Below are 16,207 nucleotides of genomic sequence, written 5' to 3'. Positions count from 1 at the left end.
GTGCTCTTATATTATAATTTTTTTATTTTTTAGCTATCGGTATCCATATCTCACTTTTAAAATCTGGGGATTCTATATTAAAATCTTCAGTCCATAAAATTTCTGGACCTTCCACAATTTCATAGTTTGATGTAGGAAGCCATTCAGAAAATATTCTCCCCCAAGTTTGCTGTAGCGTCTCTGGGAATGGTCCTACCGTCTCAAATACAGCCCAAGTTGATGGTGAAACCTTAAGCTCAGTAAACCCTTTGGGACATTCTTTATTTGTTGCTACACCGATATAATGGTCTAATCCTCCCTTTTCAGCCATTCTCCCTTCTGAAAAGTTAATGTCAGCCTGAATCAGGCCTAAAGGTTCTACATTAGAAATATCTTTAAGCCTATTGATTGTTTCTTTATCCAAGCTTTTCCACATTTTAGTGATCTCTTGATTCTCTCCTTCAAAAATAATAGGAACTCTTTTCATTATACCAATTATACTAAATCCTTCTTTTTCAACAATTCGATAATCCATCATATTACCTCCTCTAATTGATAATCTGAAGGTCATTGGTGGAAAAGCTTTTAGTAATTTATCTTTATTTCTGGCTTCTGAAGGCGTTATTCCATGTAAGTTCTGAAAAGCCCTTGTAAAAGAATCTGGTGAACTATATCCGTATTTCATGGCTAAATCAATCACCTTTATCTGACCATCTTGAAGCTCGAAAGCCGCAAGTGTAAGACGTCTGCGACGAATATATTCTGATAAGGTAACACCTGCAAGAAAAGAAAACATTCTCTGAAAATGATATTCTGAGCATAATGCAATCTTTGCTACTTCTTTAAAATCAATATCATTAGTAAGATTTTCTTCAATATACTTCAATGCTTCATTCATACTTTTTAGCGAATCCATCTATATGACCTCCTTTTATCAATATAGTATCAGGAAGTTAATATGTATGCCCGATGTTTTCTGCACAGATCTGCAGGCTTAGAATCATAATCAAATTATACTTTAAATATTCTATTTTACTAAAATATTATCTCCTGCTAATCATCCCATTATTAGATTAATCTCCAATATCTGTGCTTAAATCAGCTAAAAACATACCAGTAATCAATAAAAATAGCATTGATATGCCAATACTTTTTTTAATATTTATTAAATTTGACACTTGAAAATTGAAGGTTTTCTACTCTCCATTCTTTATGAATTCCAATACCTTTTCTGCATGTCCCTTTGCTTTCACATTTCTAAACTCCTTTATCAATTCTCCATCTTTATTGAATATGAAAGTAGATCTTTCAACTCCCATATATTCCTTTCCATACATCTTTTTAAGTTTCATTACATTAAATAGATTATGAACTTCTTCATCTTCATCGCTAAGAAGTAAAAATGGTAAATCATGCTTATCTCTAAATTTAGCATGGGATTTTAAACTATCTCTACTTATTCCTATTATAACAGTATCTAGTTTTTCAAATTCATCATATAAGTCCATAAATTCTAATGCCTCTGTAGTACAACCTGCTGTATTATCCTTTGGATAAAAATATACTACTACATTTTTGCCTTTAAAATCCTTTATTGAAATATCATTTCCACTAGTTTCTTTTAATACAAAATCATAATTTAACATATTAATCCTCCTCATCTCATAATGATTATATTACTTCTTCTCTATTCTTACCCTTTTATATCTTAGACCAAATCCCATAAACAAGGATGGCATAAAAATATTCAATAATGACAATAATGGTATATGCTGTATACCTAAAAGAAAATCAATCATTGTAAATGGCATATAGTACGAATTGAATAATATCCAATATGTACTTACCTCTTTAGGTACTTCTATTAAACTTCCATTTGTCATTAAAAATGTGTATAACCATAATCCAATACCAATAATGCTAATAATACCACCTACATAAAAATCATACTTCCTATCCTTATTAATATCTAAGAATGTCCCCATATAAACATAAAATCTTATTAATGATACAGTCAGAAACAGCCTACTTAATATATTAGTTGTATACTTTCCAAATTTAGAAGCGGTTGCAACAAAGATTACTAATAAAATGAATGATAATACTACAGTAATTAAATGTAATATTAATCTTTAATATTATTCTTCATAATCTAATTCTCCTTGGCCGATTATGACTTTATAAACTTTTGAAAATTAAAATTACTATTGTCCCTCTTTCTTTATACATACAATATCATAACTTAACTTTTGAAACAATATAATAGAATTTTATCTATACATTACTCTAATTCTTGATATTACTTAAATTAAAACACAGAAGAACCGTCCCTCTGTGTTTTAATAATTTCTATATCAATAATCGCTGGTATAGATATTATTAATTGGAGATAAAAAAGTAAATATAATAGAATTGTATTGTTTAAATAATAACATGGGTGTAGAAAGGCGGTACTATTAATATGGAAGTTAAAAAATCTGTGATATGTGGAGTATGTCCTGGTTCTTGTGTAGTTGATGTTAATTTAGAAGATGGAAAATTAATTGATATTTTTCCTGCAAAAGATGAACCTTTTGGTGCTCTTTGTTTAAGAGGAAAATTTGCAAAAGAAATTCTTTATTCTCCAGATAGGCTGAAGAAACCCCTTATTCGTGTGGGTGAAAAAGGAGAAGGAGATTTTAGAGAAGCTAGCTGGGAAGAGGCATTAGATTATGTTGCCGATGGATTCTTGAAGGTAAAGGAAAAATATGGACCGGAGTCTCTGATTAACCATTCAGGTCGTGGTGGATTCGAAGCAAGCACCTCCGACTTTCTGGGGATTGTAAACCCTGAAAACCGTGCAGTTCCAGGTTTTTTTCTACCATTAGGATCACCTAATGTATCAAGTGTTGGATCAGTATGTTATAACTCCTTTGGAGCATTTGCTCCAATTACAACTTTTGGTGTTTATGGAAATAGTATTTTACCAGATATAGCCAATGCAAATCGAATTGTAGTCTGGGGGGCTAATCCAATTACTAAATCTCCTCAATTCCAATTTCATGCTATTCAAGTTGCTGTAAGCAAAGGTGCTAAGATAACTGCAATTGACCATTTTAAAACAGATATATGTAAACGGGCTGAAGAATATCATCTGGTTCGTTCGGGTACAGATGGAGCATTAGCACTTGCAATCTTAAAGATTATTATAGAAGAAGATATTTATGATAAAGAATTTGCGGAAAAATGGACTGAAGGATTCGAAGAACTTAAATCCTATGTTGCTTCTAAAACACTTGAAGAATGGGCAGCTATTCCTGGCTTAGAACCAGAGGCAATACGTCATCTAACTTATCAAATAGCAGAGGAAGAAAAGACTACCTTAGTAATGTATACCGGATTGGAATATTCCAATTCAGGAGTACAAACCATAAGAGCAGTCTATACTATCTGGGCACTATTAGGAAAGATAGATATTCCAGGAGGCATACTATTAAATTCACCAGCAGTAAATAGAGTAAAAGAAATTTACTGTGAAAAACCAGATAGAAAACCTATTGGTGCCAATGAATATCCTTTGTTCTGTGAATTAATGCAAAATGCCCACTTTATGAAATTCCCTCAAGCAGTTTTAGAAAATAATCCTTATCCAGTAAGGGGTTTATTAAACTTAGGTTCATCTATTTTAACCAGCTATCCAAATCCAAATAAATTTGCTGAAGCTCTATCTAAATTAGAATTTTTTGTTGTAATAGATAGATACTTTACAGAAGATTGTAAGTATGCAGATGTTGTATTACCTGCAACTACATATTTTGAAGATGAATCCTATGTTGTACATGGCCCTACCATCAGAAAAAGAACCCGTGTAGTAGCCCCAGTTGGTGAAGCACGCACGGATATTTTCATTATACATGATATAGCAAAGAGACTTGGCTATGGTGAGAATTATCCTGAGGATGAGTCTGAGCTTTTGGAGAGGGCCCTAGGAAGCAAAGAGTTGGCGGAACAATTGAATAGGGATGGTTTCATCAAGTATCCTATGGCAGAAAGAACATTTAAAAAATATGAAAATGGTAAATTTCGTAAAGATGGTAAGCCGGGATTCCCTACACCTTCTGGGAAATTTGAAATTAAGTCATCATTACTTGAAAAGTTTGGATATCCAGGATTGCCAGAATATATGGAGCCTATAGAAAGTCCTGTGAGTCAACCAGAATTGGCAAAAACTTATCCTTTAATTCTAAATACAGGGACACGTATCCCTACTACCTTCCGCTCACAATTTTTAAATATACCTGGTTTACTAAAGATGCAGCCAGAACCCTTGGTATGGATCAATACAGATGATGCAGAAAATCGTAATATAGCAAATGGAGATAAGGTACGAGTTAAAACTAAAAGAAATCAGGTCAAATTTGTAGCTAAAGTTACTGATGAAATTCCATCAGGTGAAATAGAATTGAATATGGGGGGTGGCTCTGCTTGTCAAGCTGAAGCTTGGGCAAAATCCAATACTAATCATTTAACTGATGATGAAAATTGTGACTATATTTCTGGATTCCCTATTTATAAAGCTCTACTATGTGATGTGGAAAAACTAAACCCTAAGAAGAAATAATATAAAACCCCTGAAAAAATGGATAGCTATCCATTTCTTCAGGGGGATACTTGATAATTACCGCAGCCACCATCTATTTAATTCATAATGAGGCATATCTTGATATCTTTCAAAATAATAGCCTGGAGTAAGCCCCACTTCCTTACCGATTTCTGCACATTTTCTAAAAAACTCCAAATCTCCATAGGGATCATCAGTATTGTTTTCGCAAATGTCAAATGCACGCCTCTTTGTATGTTTACTATTCTTAGTCCATGTGACAACTAAACCGGATGTAGTTCTCCCTTGTTTATATAGCATCTCTTGTCGAGCTTGGGTTCTATAAGTTTCTGTAATTCGTACAGAAAGCCCCTTTTCTTCACACTTTTCTAAAAACTTGATTGCCAATTCTCTAGTCCTGGGACTAAGTTCATCTAAATCTGAAATTATTTCAGTTGAAGATTCATTTATATATCCATAATTTCCTCTATCAAAGAGAAATGCATATACACCAGTCCTTGGAAAAATTACAAATAGTAACAGTAAAAGCAATAAAAATAATATTATACTCTTCCTCATATTCTCACCTACATAATTCTACTATTCATTGTCAATTCTACATCTTTTAAATTCTTAAGATAATTTTTCCTAAGGATTATATATATCAAGAGTAAATATAATAACCAAAGATAAATTTTCATATTTAATAATACCTCAAAGGTCTTGAAAAAATCATAAGCGGTAGTGCCGATATAAGCAGATATTAAGAGAAAGAAAATACTTATAATCACTATAAATAGCATATTATAATTAACTTCTCTGATTATTAGTTTTTTTAAGATGCTTTTATCCATCCCAACCATCTGCAATAAAACAAATTCTTGTTTCCTAGATTCTCTCATACTGTTAGTTGCACTATAAGAACTTGATATTCCAACTATTGCAATAAATATAGTAACTATTAAAATTAATGAATATAACATTTTATTAGAATTTGACTCAAAAGCATATAAATTTTCTCTATTGAAAAATTCTAGATCTCTAATATTAAGATACTCTTTTGTTTTATTTTTGATTTCCTCAAGGCTTGCATATTCAGATGTTTTCAAATAAAGATTTTCCAAATACAAGACATCTCCTGCCATATCTAAGCTATTTAAAATCGAAATAAAATTATCCATTGGCATTATAGCAATTAAGGAGGTCCTAGATTGTGGAATTTTTAATATATTTGGGTCCATTGTATAATCTAAAACTTCTAAATCAAAGCCTTCTAATTTCTCTTTAAAGGATGATGGATTTGCATTTACTCTAATAGTTTCCACATTTTCATCAATAGCATCTGTATATTCTAATCTACTGTAAGGCTTAGTAAAATCAATTGGAATCGTATTTACTATGATACATTTATTTCCATCACTAAAATCCTCCAATTTTAAATTAAAGTTTTCAACAATATCCCCAAATTTATTGCCTTCAATTCCTATTAGATTTATACCAATTTCTTCATATTTATTGTCCTCTACATATTTAGGATATAATTCACGTAGGTATTCTTGATCTAATATCTTTTCATAATCATTGCTCAATTCTATATAAAAGCCATACTTTCTATAACTAATATATTCTTCTTCAAAATTATTAGTCAATTCTGAGATTAAGTCCTTAGGTATAGCCTGTGGACTAAAATAATTAATTTTGTGATTATAATAAGATAACTCATTAGGTCTATTGTGTTTTAGTTCAAGATCCAGGGCAGAAGAAAGTGCTAATAATACACTGAGAAGTAATAATGATATTGATACTGACAATGTGGTTATCAAGGTCTTTTTTCTATCTTTCTTCGCATTTATTTTTGACAAATCTCCAATGAAATTACTTCTCCTAAGCTTATAGGATTTTCTAGAATGTTTATCATCACTTCGATACAATTTCATAGAGTCTATAGGATTTAATTTTGAAAGCTTAAATACAGGTGATAAAGATGCAACTAATAAAATCAATGTACTTACCACTAAGATTATTAAAATTGATAGGGGACTAATTATGACTCTTAAATTCTTAATGTTTTCGGAAGACATATTCATCTGAGACAAAAGATAATATTTATTGAGAATTCTTATAATGAAAAAGTCTAGCATTGTCCCGGCAATAACCCCTAAAAGTATGGGTTTAATAGCAATTTTAATCAATCTTTTTATAATCATCTTCACAATATCTATTTTTCTGGCTCCAACACTTAGAAGCAAACCATATTCCCTTATATGAGATTTTTCCCAAACCAAAAAAATGTTTTTAATTATGATTATAAAAAATCCTCCAATTAGTATCAATCCCATTACAAATATCTTTGGATATCTTTCGCTGCTTGTATATATACGCATATCATCTGGATTTACAAAATGGCTGCTAAGATATAAAAAGTTATATCCAAAATCTCCTTCATTTATGGCTTTCTCATAATCAATTCCTAATATATCATATAATTTAGGTGTCAATTTATAAGTATCTTTTATATTTTTATACCAAATAACTACCCTATAAGCGTTGGTTTTTAAAGCATCAGAATCCATATAGCTGTAAATCGGGATTTCTTCTTCCCAACTTCTTGTATAATAATTCATTAATCCTGTTATTTTATAATCATGCTTAACATTATCTTTATCAATTGTATTTAAATATTCTCCAACTTGGAGATTTAAATCTTTAGCTGTCAATTTAGGAATTAGAACTTCATTTTCTTTCCTTGGCAGTTCCCCCTCTGATAAAACTACCTTCATGGTATCAAAATAATTCTTATCTCCTAAAAATATATGAAAAGAAAAATTATTATCGGAGCCTTTTTCAATTCCCTTTTTCCCTAAATAACCTAGTTTTTTAATATTTACATTACTTTCTAAGATATTGACCTTTTCACTGTCTAAACTTACTGGTATCCTTATATGAAAATCTCCTGTTATCTTTTCTGCCATTTCTTGATCGTTTCTTACTATGGTGCCAAATAATAATATAAACAACGAGAAAGCTATCACAGCTAAAAATATGGTAATTTGAAGTGTTTTTAACCTTTTATTTTCTCTATTCAGGGAGTTTTTAATATATATATCATAGAGTTTCATTGCAAACTCACATCCCTAATAATTCTTCCATCTTCTATTTGAAGCATTCTATCAGTTTTATTAACTATTTCTTCATCGTGGCTGACTATTAACATAGTTTGATTAAAAGCTGAGTTTGAATATTTTAATAGTTCAAATATTTTATTTCTATTTTCTCTATCTAAGTTACCCGTTGGCTCATCTAGTAAGACGATAGAAGGCTTGTTAATTAATGCTCTTGCAATAGCTACTCTCTGTTGTTCTCCTCCTGATAATTCTTCGGGGAAACTTTTTAATCTTTCTTTTAAATCAATTATATTCATGACTTTTTCATATAATTCTAAATCTGGCTCCTTATCATCCATTAGTAAAGGAAGTAAAATATTTTGCTCTACAGTTAAATTAGACATAAGATTGTAGAATTGATAGACTATACCTATCCTTCTACGTCTGTATATTGCAAGCTTTGATTGAGTGAGATTGTCAGTTCTCTCCTTTTCGATATATACTTCTCCTCTGGAAGGTCTATCTAAACCTCCTATGAGATTTAATAAAGTGCTTTTACCACTTCCACTAGGTCCAAATATCCCTATAAATTCTCCTCGATTTATAGAGATATTTACATTATCAAGTACTGTTTTTGTCTGATTTCCATCCCTATAACTTTTTGTTATATTTATAGTCTTTAATATTTCCATACTATCACCTCAATTAAAGTATATACGACGAATCTTACATTTAAGTGACAGAATATAAATAAAAATAAGCCAGAAAAGATAATGAATAAAGATATGCTCTTTTCTGGCTTTTAATAAAATTTAATTGTAAATTTTCCCCCCCTGTCATTTTCAGCGAAGATTGTAGCATTATGTTTTTCCAATATATTTCTTGAAAGATTGAGTCCTATACCTGCTCCTGCTGCACTATTTTTTGATTTATAAAATCTTTGAAACAATTTATTTAGGTCCTCCTTTGAAAAGCCTTCTCCATCATCTTTGATTATAATTTCTGAATAAACATTGGTTTTTCTAGTCATAATCTGAATTTGAGATCTTCCATATTCAATACTATTTTTAACAATATTTATTAAGGCCTCCACAATCCAATAAAAATCCCCAATTATTGTGAAATCTTCTCCGTCTGCTAAAATTTCTATGGAGTTTTCTTGGATTTGGGCTTCCAAACTTTCTATACTAGCATTGATTGCCTCTCTAATAGAAAATTCTTCAGACTTAAATTCTATTTGATTCACATCCAGTCTTGCAATGGTAAGCATTGAAGATATTAAATAATTTATTTTAGAAATCTCACAGTCGATTTTATCAAGATGTTTTTCATCTTTATTTTCTTTATATAATTCAATGAGTATTTCTATAGATGCTAAAGGCGTTTTTAATTGATGGGATATATCCTCTAAATTTTCTTTAAGCTTCAGCTTATCTCTTATAGCTAGTTCTCTACCCTCTCTCAATTCTAGAACTAATTTATATAGCTCATCATATAATGCTCCAAGACTATTTACTTCATCTATAGATATGAAATAATCACCTTTAGATAAGGAGCTTAACTTTGATTTTATCATTTTTATATATTCTAAAAAGTTTTTTTCCCTTTGATTATAAATATAAATAAAAACAGAAGATGTAATAATACTAAATAAGACTATTAATATTAATACAAGAGATCTATCTCCATAAATGGTCATAGAACCGCCATATCCATAAACCTCCAAATCAATTAAATCGGAAACTTCTCTATAATATATTCCGTCAATAACTTTATATAAGAAAAAGAATAATATTAAGCTTGTAAGAAATATAATTATAAATATTTTCTTGTTTTTCATATTTATTCTCCTAAGTCTATTTATAGCTCTCTAATTTGTATCCTAAACCTCTTATAGTTTTAATATTTTTACCGTAGATTTCAAGTTTTTCCCTTAATCTTTTAATAGTGACTGATAAAGTATTGTCATTAACAAATTCTTCATAGTTATCCCAAGTAATTTCCATAAGAAAATCTCTGGTCAAGGTTTTTTCTATATTCTTCATGAAAGTTTCTAATAATAAATATTCCTTAGGTCTTAATTCTACTTCGTTACCGTCTATGTAGAGTGCCGTTCCTTCAATATCTAAAACCATTTTATCATAATAAATAAATCTACCATTTTCATTTTTATATCTTCTTAAAACAGTTTCTATTCTCGCCTTTAAAATACTTAGTTTAAAAGGTTTTGTAATATAGTCATCTCCTCCAATTTTTAGACCATTTATTATATCTTCTTCTTCATCTCTAACAGTAAGAAAAATTATAGGTTTTTTCAATTTTTTTATTTTAGGGACAATATTAAAGGCATTTCCATCTGGAAGATTAATGTCTAATAAAAATATATCTATATCATCAATAAATTTATTATAAAATTCTTCGATTGTAGTAACTTCCTCGACTATATAATTATTTTCTTCCAAATACTCCTTAATTCCTTCTCTTATTATTTTATTGTCTTCTAACACTAAAATTTTAGATTTTTCCATATAACTCTTCCTCTGTAATTTCATCAATATTATCAATTTCACAAAATGCAGACCTACGACACACATTATATCATAAAAATAGCATATGATAACACCTTTATATCTTCTCTTATATTCTTGATATTAGGTGAATAAAAGTATAAAATTATGTATGAGGTGGTATATTTGGATATTTATAATGCTCTTAAAACTTATTTTGGATATACGGAGTTTAAAGAGGGTCAGGAAAATTTAATAAGAGGAATTTTAGCAGGAAGAGATGTCCTAGGTATAATGCCTACAGGAGGTGGAAAATCCCTTTGTTATCAATTACCGGCTATATTGCTGGAAGGTGTTACAATAGTTGTTTCACCCTTAATATCACTGATGAAAGATCAAGTAGATGCATTAAATGAGATCGGAATATCAGGCACATTCATAAACAGTACTTTAGATGATAATGAATTTAATTATAGAGTACAAGAAATAAAAGAAGGCAAATATAAAATAATCTATGTAGCTCCGGAACGTTTAAATACTTTCTCCTTTATTAATTTAGTAAATAGCATCAAAGTATCTATGGTGGCAGTTGATGAGGCTCATTGCATCAGCCAATGGGGTCATGATTTTAGACCATCCTATGTAGAAATTCCAAGGTTTATCAAAACCTTTTATAATAGACCTATAGTCGCTTGTTATACGGCAACAGCCACCAAAGAAGTAGTTAGGGAAATCAAGTCTTTGATAGCCCTTAAAAATCCTATAGAGTCTATAATCGGATTTGATAGGCCAAATTTATATTATCAGGTTCTAAAGGTAAGCAATAAATATTCATATATAGTAGATTATATAAGAAATAGCTTTCAAAATGAGTCAGGGATCATCTACTGCTCCACAAGGAAAACTGTAGAATCATTAACTGAGAAGCTAAGTGAAGAAGGCTTTTCCGTAATAGGATATCATGGTGGAATGGATGCAAATATTCGCCAGAGAAATCAAGATGATTTTATATTTAATAGAGTTCAGATAATAATAGCCACCAATGCCTTTGGTATGGGCATAGATAAGCCAGATGTTAGATTTGTAATCCATTATAATATGCCTCAAAATATGGAGGCATACTATCAAGAAGCCGGACGTGCAGGCCGTGACGGAGAACCCAGTCGCTGTACCCTATTATATTCACCTTCAGATATAGTAAAGCAAAAATTATTGATACAGAGCAATCCTATATCTATGGAAAGGGAAACTTTATTATATCAAAATCTTCAATATCTAATTGACTACTGTCATACAAATAACTGTTTGAGAAATAGTATATTGGAGTATTTTGGGGAAACGATAACTGAGTCAAGCTGTGGAAATTGCGGAAATTGTTTAGATAGGTCTGAGATGGTGGATATTACCATAGAATCTCAAAAAATACTGTCCTGTATATATAGGGTCCAGGAAAGATATGGACTGACTACAGTAATTCAGGTACTTCGAGGTTCAAAAAATAAGAGGATAATAGAGTTTGGCCTAGATAATGTTTCAACCTATGGGATTATGAAGGAATATAGTGAAGGCTCATTAAGAGAAATTATAATGACCTTGGTTTCTAGAGGATATATCTATGTAACAGCAGATAAATTTCCAGTATTAAAATTATCCCAAACTGCTGGAGAGGTCTTAAGAGGACAAGTTAAAGTATATCATAAGAAGCATTTAATAGAAATTAAATCATCTAAAGATAAAAAGGGATTATCAATAAAGGATATGAATGAAAACTTCGATGAAGAATTATTCCAAGAATTAAAATCAGTACGATATTCTCTATCTCAAGATAAGAAATTAGCTCCATTTATGATATTCCATGATTCTACACTAATTGAAATGGCATCCCTTTTTCCTCAAGATAAGGAATCTATGATGATGATAAAAGGATTAGGCCTAAAGAAATATGAAAGCTATGGTGAAGTCTTTCTAAAGGTAATCACTGATTACTGTATAAAAAATGGAGTTTCCTCAATCATTTCCCGAGATGAAAAAATAGTAAGAGAGGATTTAGTGGATAGGTATAAATCAACCTACAATTGTTATCAGGAAGGATTATCTTTAGAAGAAATATCAAAAACAAGAAATTTTACCATAAATACTATTATTGAGCATCTTTCTAAATGTGAAGAACAAGGCCAAACTGTAAATTGGTCAAGATTTCTCACCCCTATAAAAGAGGAAAAGATACTGGAAGTAATAAATAGAATAGGATTTGAAAGGTTAAAACCAATAAAAGAATTATTACCAGAAGAATTTACTTATGAAGACATAAAAGTAGTTATTGCTAAAAATGGACTAAAATAATAATTATCCTCCATATGATTAATACTATGCTATAATAGCAAATGTTAACTAATCCATGGAGGAATAATCGTTTAAAATTAATCTATTCTCTTATCTCCTAAGAAGAAAAGAGCAACTGTGCCAGGGCCTGTATGAGAACCTATTACGGTACCTACACTGTTAATCATTACCTTCCCCTTTAAATTAGGGAACTTTTCTTCAATTAAATCAGCAACCATACGTGCATCATCATAACATGCAGAATTGGATATAAAACATTTACCTGAATACTCTATCCCATTCTCTGCATGTTTCTTCATTTTTTTCACTATTTGTGCAATTACATGCTTCTTCCCACGAATTTTTTCACGGGAAATCAACTTTCCATCATAGCTCATATTTAATAAAGGACATATATTTAATAGATTCCCTACAACTGCAGATGTAGCAGATATACGACCACCACGTTTATAATGCGTTAAATCAGTAGAGAAAAACCAATGATGTACATTTAATTTATTTCCCTCTAACCATTCATAAACCTCTTCAATACTTGAACCTCTATCTCTCATATCAGCAGCTAAATCAGTAAGTAATCCATAACCTGAAGAAGCACCCAGAGAGTCAACAATCATAATTTTCCGTTCCGGATATCTGGATAATAATTCTTCCTTTGCCATACATGCTGAATTATAAGCACCTGATAAACCTGTAGAAAGAGAAATATGCAAAATATCTTTTGACTCCTTAAGAAAAGGTTCAAAAAGATCTATAAACTCTCCTACATTTACCTGAGAGGTAGTAGGCATTGCTCCCCCCTCAATTTTACTGTAAAATTCTTCAAAAGACATAGTCTGACCGAGATCATCTATATATTCTTTCCCGTCCATGTTGAAATGAAAAGAAGCAAAAGGTATATCCCTTTTTAAAAAATATTCATAGGGCATATCTGCTGTAGAACAACATGTTAAAACAAATTTAGACATATTTAACACTCCTTCCATAATTATAATTATTAATTTTAATAACCAATAGTAAACATATACTGCTCTCCAATGGTCTTATAAATTAGCTCATATCCAGCATCGTTGGGATGAATACCATCAGAGCATAAAAAATCACTATAATTATTATATTTCAAAAATGCAGAACGTATATCAATTATTGGAACACCCATTTTATTAGCCAATAACATAACTTCTACATTATACATTTCTTGCCACCTATAAATCATATTAACATCACCAAGCCATTGCAATATACCTCTCTCATTTAAATCCTTAGAAATCCAATTAAAATATCTCTTAGGATCAAGAGGTGGAAGATTAATCATTATTGGACTCCCACCGTTATTACGTATTTCTCCAATTAAACTCTCATATAATCTTCTAAATTCAATAATCGGTGTATTAGGAAAATGTTCTTTTTCTGGATTCTCGGCTATTTCTTTCCAATTAAAGTCACAGTCATTACCGCCTAATTCTAAAAAGACATTTTTATATTTCATAATTTCAGTTGCATGTCTCTTAATATTTGATAAACCCTTTGAAACAGTGCATCCAAACATAGAATAGTTTCTAATATTTATTTCTTCCAACCCAAATATTTTCTCTAAATTCATTTTAATTACCTTATATCGACTTGTTTCAGACTGTAATACTATGCCTTTGCCAATCGAATCTCCAAAAACACAAATATCTATAAGACTCATAATTAGCATCTCTCCCTTTAATCCATTCTTTTATTTCTACCAATGTGGAATATAATTGATATCAATGATAAATAAAGCACATATAGAACCCAAGCAATACTCCAAATCTTAAATTTCATTGATATGAATAAATATAAAAATGTTGTTAATATAAATCCTGAAGCAAAAAGTCGAATATCTTTTTCTACAATTGATATATGCTTTCTATTTACTATATAATCTGTTATTATGTAGAAAAATACTATAATTATAATTATTAGCCAACTACGGTTCCATATATTTTTTGAATATACTATAGATAAATATAATGATGGAAATACATAGATTAATGGTATTAAACTAATATAGATAAATGCTATACCCCATCTTCCGAGTGCTTTGAAACTAAACAATTTAGCATATTCATATAAGCTTATTGAAAAATATACTAAATATATAAAAGAACCCCCTACAACAATTAGCCATGTTTTATTAAAAGATTTTAAAATAATCACGCTTACAAAAAAATATATAAATGTCAGTATAATGAAATAAAATGTAGTAAATGAGCCTATATTAACAAAGGTTTTTTTCAATGCTCCAAGAGAACTACCTTTTTCTACTTCTCTAATTGCTTCCTTATAATCAGCCATCATTTCAGTTGCCCTCTTATAAGACTCTTCCTGTGTAATCCCCATATTTAAACAATCATTATATTTATCTAGCATTATGGAGTATAACTCATCACGAACTTCCAGAATCTCCTTTGTTTTAGGGTATAGCAGAAACTTCCTATTTATATATCTTTTTAATTTTTCCTCCATTATAGCCCACTCCCAATCAAATTATTCATAATAATAGTTATTTCCTTCCATTCATTGACTTTCTGAATATATATTTCCCTACCTTGGGGGGTAATTCTATAATATTTTCGCCTTGCACCGCTTTCTTCGTTTCCCCAATAACTTGTAATCAATTTATCTTTTTCCATACGTTTGAAAGCAGTATAGACTGTAGCATCTTTAATATCTATTAATCCTTTTCCGCGCTCTATAATAGTTTTCATAATTTCATAACCATATGAATCATTCTCCATAAGAATGGCTAAAATGATAGTTTCTGTATTTCCTCTCAAAACCTCGCTTGAATAACTCAATTTATCTCCTCCGATACCTAATCAGGTTAGATATATTGTAACCCTATTGCCAATACATGTCAATATATATAATCCTCACTTGAAATGTGCTCTTATCTTCAAAAAATTGCTAACCTAGCATTCATTGATAAGAAGTTTAAATAAAAAATTGATAGAGAATGTTCTCTATCAATTTTTTATTTATGAAGTATAGGCGATACTCTTTTATATATTAATAATGTTAATGCTGTTATCATAACACCTTTTAGTAGATTAAAAGGTACTACTGAAATTAGCATCATGGTTTTTAAATCTGTTATATTTTTGTTTATTGCAGTACCCATATCTACAAATACTTGTATATCCTGCCCCATTAGCTTTGCATATAGAGGAAACATTATAAAGTAGTTTGCAAGGGTAATAACTATAGTCATGATTACAGTTCCTAATAATAGCCCTACTACAGCTCTTCCAAAGGTCTTCTTCTTATAATATACAAACCCTGCTGTATAAGCAAATGCAGAACCTACTACAAAATTAGCCAATTCTCCTACTCCACCAGTCGTGCTTCCTTCGATTAAAACATTTAATACATTCTTTAAAAGTTGAATTATTACTCCTGCCATAGGTCCTATGGCAAAGGAACCAATTAAAGATGGTAAGTCACTAATGTCAATCTTCATAAATGTTGGCGCTAAAAATGGCATTGGAATTTCAAAAAACATAAGAATAAAAGAAATTACTCCAAGCACAGAAATCTTTACCATGGTTTTAGTATTCCATGTCTCTTTACTTAATGTGTACATAAAATCCCTCCAAAAGTTTTATTTTCTCGGGATTATCGCAGTTTTGCAACTCAAATCTATTTGCTCACTGTGTTAGGTCATAAAA

At 30.3% G+C, this 16,207-nt stretch carries 15 protein-coding genes; 2 read left to right on the top strand and 13 right to left on the bottom strand.

The genetic code is table 11. The features are described from left to right. Positions 1-22: 22 nt before the first annotated feature. The 3 genes from CIW83_RS17575 to CIW83_RS17565 all read right to left on the bottom strand — a co-directional run bounded on the left by CIW83_RS17575 (position 23) and on the right by CIW83_RS17565 (position 1,964). Complete coding sequence (locus CIW83_RS17575) at positions 23-895, bottom strand: AraC family transcriptional regulator (protein WP_094903626.1); 873 nt, start codon at positions 893-895, stop codon at positions 23-25. A gap of 280 nt (positions 896-1,175) precedes the next feature. After that, positions 1,176-1,625, bottom strand: coding sequence for a peroxiredoxin (locus tag CIW83_RS17570; RefSeq protein ID WP_201260001.1), 450 nt, complete (start codon positions 1,623-1,625; stop codon positions 1,176-1,178). 30 nt (positions 1,626-1,655) lie between these two features. Continuing rightward, a complete protein-coding gene (locus CIW83_RS17565; protein ID WP_094903622.1) occupies positions 1,656-1,964 on the bottom strand; it encodes a hypothetical protein in 309 nt (102 codons plus the stop codon). A gap of 476 nt (positions 1,965-2,440) precedes the next feature. On the opposite strand from CIW83_RS17565, the gene CIW83_RS17560 reads away from it, so the two are divergent. Further along, complete coding sequence (locus tag CIW83_RS17560) at positions 2,441-4,579, top strand: molybdopterin-dependent oxidoreductase (RefSeq protein WP_094903620.1); 2,139 nt, start codon at positions 2,441-2,443, stop codon at positions 4,577-4,579. Between the two features lie 57 nt (positions 4,580-4,636). On the opposite strand, the gene CIW83_RS17555 is transcribed toward CIW83_RS17560, so the two are convergent. From CIW83_RS17555 to CIW83_RS17535, 5 genes are all read right to left on the bottom strand, one after another. Then, positions 4,637-5,137, bottom strand: a complete 501-nt coding sequence (locus tag CIW83_RS17555) for a M15 family metallopeptidase (protein ID WP_094903618.1) — start codon at positions 5,135-5,137, stop codon at positions 4,637-4,639. 8 nt (positions 5,138-5,145) lie between these two features. Continuing rightward, complete coding sequence (locus CIW83_RS17550; RefSeq protein ID WP_094903616.1) at positions 5,146-7,677, bottom strand: FtsX-like permease family protein; 2,532 nt, start codon at positions 7,675-7,677, stop codon at positions 5,146-5,148. Continuing rightward, a complete protein-coding gene (locus tag CIW83_RS17545) occupies positions 7,674-8,354 on the bottom strand; it encodes an ABC transporter ATP-binding protein (RefSeq protein ID WP_094903614.1) in 681 nt (226 codons plus the stop codon). The genes CIW83_RS17550 and CIW83_RS17545 overlap by 4 nt, the downstream gene beginning before the upstream one ends. Before the next feature lie 110 nt (positions 8,355-8,464). Continuing rightward, on the bottom strand, positions 8,465-9,502 hold the full coding sequence (locus CIW83_RS17540) for a sensor histidine kinase KdpD (RefSeq protein ID WP_094903612.1): 1,038 nt from the start codon (positions 9,500-9,502) through the stop codon (positions 8,465-8,467). A 16-nt stretch (positions 9,503-9,518) separates the two neighbouring features. After that, on the bottom strand, positions 9,519-10,190 hold the full coding sequence (locus CIW83_RS17535; RefSeq protein ID WP_158220167.1) for a response regulator transcription factor: 672 nt from the start codon (positions 10,188-10,190) through the stop codon (positions 9,519-9,521). A gap of 165 nt (positions 10,191-10,355) precedes the next feature. Between CIW83_RS17535 and recQ the strand changes: the two genes are divergently transcribed. Further along, positions 10,356-12,512: a DNA helicase RecQ gene (recQ, locus tag CIW83_RS17530; protein ID WP_094903608.1), complete on the top strand. Its 2,157-nt coding sequence runs from the start codon at positions 10,356-10,358 to the stop codon at positions 12,510-12,512. A gap of 77 nt (positions 12,513-12,589) precedes the next feature. On the opposite strand, the gene CIW83_RS17525 is transcribed toward recQ, so the two are convergent. From CIW83_RS17525 to CIW83_RS17505, 5 genes are all read right to left on the bottom strand, one after another. After that, positions 12,590-13,477: a DegV family protein gene (locus CIW83_RS17525; protein WP_094903606.1), complete on the bottom strand. Its 888-nt coding sequence runs from the start codon at positions 13,475-13,477 to the stop codon at positions 12,590-12,592. A 35-nt stretch (positions 13,478-13,512) separates the two neighbouring features. Then, a complete protein-coding gene (locus tag CIW83_RS17520; protein WP_158220166.1) occupies positions 13,513-14,202 on the bottom strand; it encodes an SGNH/GDSL hydrolase family protein in 690 nt (229 codons plus the stop codon). 17 nt (positions 14,203-14,219) lie between these two features. After that, the gene (locus CIW83_RS17515; protein ID WP_094903602.1) at positions 14,220-15,005 is read right to left on the bottom strand and encodes a hypothetical protein; all 786 of its coding nucleotides are present in this window, start codon (positions 15,003-15,005) and stop codon (positions 14,220-14,222) included. Continuing rightward, positions 15,005-15,337 (bottom strand): PadR family transcriptional regulator, encoded by a 333-nt coding sequence (locus tag CIW83_RS17510; protein WP_094903600.1) that lies wholly within the window; start codon positions 15,335-15,337, stop codon positions 15,005-15,007. The genes CIW83_RS17515 and CIW83_RS17510 overlap by 1 nt, the downstream gene beginning before the upstream one ends. A gap of 176 nt (positions 15,338-15,513) precedes the next feature. Further along, positions 15,514-16,122 carry an ECF transporter S component gene (locus CIW83_RS17505; protein WP_094903598.1) on the bottom strand — a complete coding sequence of 203 codons (609 nt, stop codon included), beginning with the start codon at positions 16,120-16,122 and terminating at the stop codon, positions 15,514-15,516. Positions 16,123-16,207: the final 85 nt, after the last annotated feature.

The organism is Tissierella sp. P1 (assembly GCF_002266425.1).
Classification (GTDB): Bacteria; Bacillota; Clostridia; order Tissierellales; family Tissierellaceae; genus Tissierella; species Tissierella carlieri.
The sequence above is the reverse complement of the archived record's forward strand: the minus strand, read 5'-3'. Positions and strand labels throughout refer to the sequence as shown.

Excerpts from the sequence above, each read along its gene's own strand:
- CIW83_RS17555 (WP_094903618.1), bottom strand. The coding sequence starts at position 5,137 with ATGAGGAAGAGTATAATATTATTTTTATTGCTTTTACTGTTACTATTT.
- CIW83_RS17560 (WP_094903620.1), top strand. The coding sequence starts at position 2,441 with ATGGAAGTTAAAAAATCTGTGATATGTGGAGTATGTCCTGGTTCTTGT.
- CIW83_RS17545 (WP_094903614.1), bottom strand. The coding sequence starts at position 8,354 with ATGGAAATATTAAAGACTATAAATATAACAAAAAGTTATAGGGATGGA.
- CIW83_RS17515 (WP_094903602.1), bottom strand. The coding sequence starts at position 15,005 with ATGGAGGAAAAATTAAAAAGATATATAAATAGGAAGTTTCTGCTATAC.
- CIW83_RS17565 (WP_094903622.1), bottom strand. The coding sequence starts at position 1,964 with ATGGGGACATTCTTAGATATTAATAAGGATAGGAAGTATGATTTTTAT.
- CIW83_RS17550 (WP_094903616.1), bottom strand. The coding sequence starts at position 7,677 with ATGAAACTCTATGATATATATATTAAAAACTCCCTGAATAGAGAAAAT.
- CIW83_RS17535 (WP_158220167.1), bottom strand. The coding sequence starts at position 10,190 with ATGGAAAAATCTAAAATTTTAGTGTTAGAAGACAATAAAATAATAAGA.
- CIW83_RS17575 (WP_094903626.1), bottom strand. The coding sequence starts at position 895 with ATGGATTCGCTAAAAAGTATGAATGAAGCATTGAAGTATATTGAAGAA.
- CIW83_RS17540 (WP_094903612.1), bottom strand. The coding sequence starts at position 9,502 with ATGAAAAACAAGAAAATATTTATAATTATATTTCTTACAAGCTTAATA.
- CIW83_RS17520 (WP_158220166.1), bottom strand. The coding sequence starts at position 14,202 with ATGAGTCTTATAGATATTTGTGTTTTTGGAGATTCGATTGGCAAAGGC.
- CIW83_RS17570 (WP_201260001.1), bottom strand. The coding sequence starts at position 1,625 with ATGTTAAATTATGATTTTGTATTAAAAGAAACTAGTGGAAATGATATT.
- CIW83_RS17505 (WP_094903598.1), bottom strand. The coding sequence starts at position 16,122 with ATGTACACATTAAGTAAAGAGACATGGAATACTAAAACCATGGTAAAG.
- CIW83_RS17525 (WP_094903606.1), bottom strand. The coding sequence starts at position 13,477 with ATGTCTAAATTTGTTTTAACATGTTGTTCTACAGCAGATATGCCCTAT.